A 1,168-nucleotide genomic window follows, 5' to 3' on the forward strand; every position below is an offset into this window, starting at 1 on the left:
CAACTTAAGGAGGTCAGTTTTTTATGGCAAAATATAGAACAGAATTCAAATATAAACTAGTTAAAAGATATTTAGAAGGTGACGAAAGTTATGAATCTTTAGCTAAATCATTCAATATTCCTGATAAATATCAACTAAGAGTATGGGTGAACGCATATCAAACACTAGGTTATGAAGGATTAAAAAGATCTAGAAATAAGAAGGATTACTCTACAGAATATAAATTAAAAGTAGTAAAGTTGTATTTAACAAGTGAAATGTCCTATCTAGACCTAGCCAATAATTTAAATATATCAAATCCATCTATGATATGTACATGGGTTGGCAAATATAGAAAATATGGAATTAAGGGACTGGAAACTAAAAAACGAGGAAGGCCTTCAAGTATGACTAAAGAAGATAAAAAAGTTAGTAAATCAACAGATAAACAATATACTCAAGAAGAAAAAGATAGAATCAAAGAACTTGAAGATCAAGTATATTGGCTACAAATGGAAGTAGATTTCTTAAAAAAAAAGAGAGAATTGAGACAAAGGGACAAACTCAAAAAGAAGAAATAGCTAGGATAATACACGAACTTAGAGAAACATACAAATTGAAAGATTTACTAAATAAATTAAACTTTCCAAAATCAACATATATGTATTGGCAAAAAAGATTCGGTAGAACTAACAAAGATGCTGATTTAGAAGAAAAAATATTAAATATTAGAGCTAATCATAAAAACTATGGATATCGTAGAATATATGGACATTTAAGAAATCAAGGAATACTAATAAACAAAAAGAAAGTACAAAGATTAGTCCAAAAACTAAAACTACAAGTTACAAGCTTTGGAAGAAAATCTAAGTATTCATCATACAAAGGGCATATAGGAAAGTTATCAGACAACCTAATAAATCGTAATTTTAAATCAGACCTAGCTCATCAAAAGATAACAACAGATACATCAGAATTTAAATATTACGCCACTGATGATAAAGGTAATACTAGAATAGGTAAACTGTACTTAAATGCATTTCTAGATATGTATAATAGTGAGATAATATCATATTCCATAAGTAAAAGGCCAACAATAAAAGCAATCTTAACCCCACTAGAAGAAGCCATCAATATAACAAGTGACTGCAAAGAAAGAAGAATAATTCATTCAGATCAAGGATGGGGA

General features: G+C 28.4%; 2 protein-coding genes. Both read left to right on the forward strand.

The window, feature by feature from the left end; genetic code table 11:
* Positions 1 to 23 precede the first annotated feature (23 nt).
* Positions 24 to 560, forward strand: a complete 537-nt coding sequence (locus tag JNO63_RS08590) for a helix-turn-helix domain-containing protein (RefSeq protein WP_203128520.1) — start codon at positions 24 to 26, stop codon at positions 558 to 560.
* Between the two features lie 35 nt (positions 561 to 595).
* On the forward strand, positions 596 to 1,168 hold a 573-nt coding region (locus JNO63_RS08595), incomplete at its 3' end, for an IS3 family transposase (protein WP_238390508.1).

The sequence above is a fragment of the Anaerococcus sp. mt242 genome, from assembly GCF_016798225.1.
In the GTDB taxonomy this organism is placed as follows: Bacteria; Bacillota; Clostridia; order Tissierellales; family Peptoniphilaceae; genus Anaerococcus.

Coding starts and splice junctions, on each gene's coding strand:
- JNO63_RS08590 (WP_203128520.1), top strand. CDS start 24: ATGGCAAAATATAGAACAGAATTCAAATATAAACTAGTTAAAAGATAT.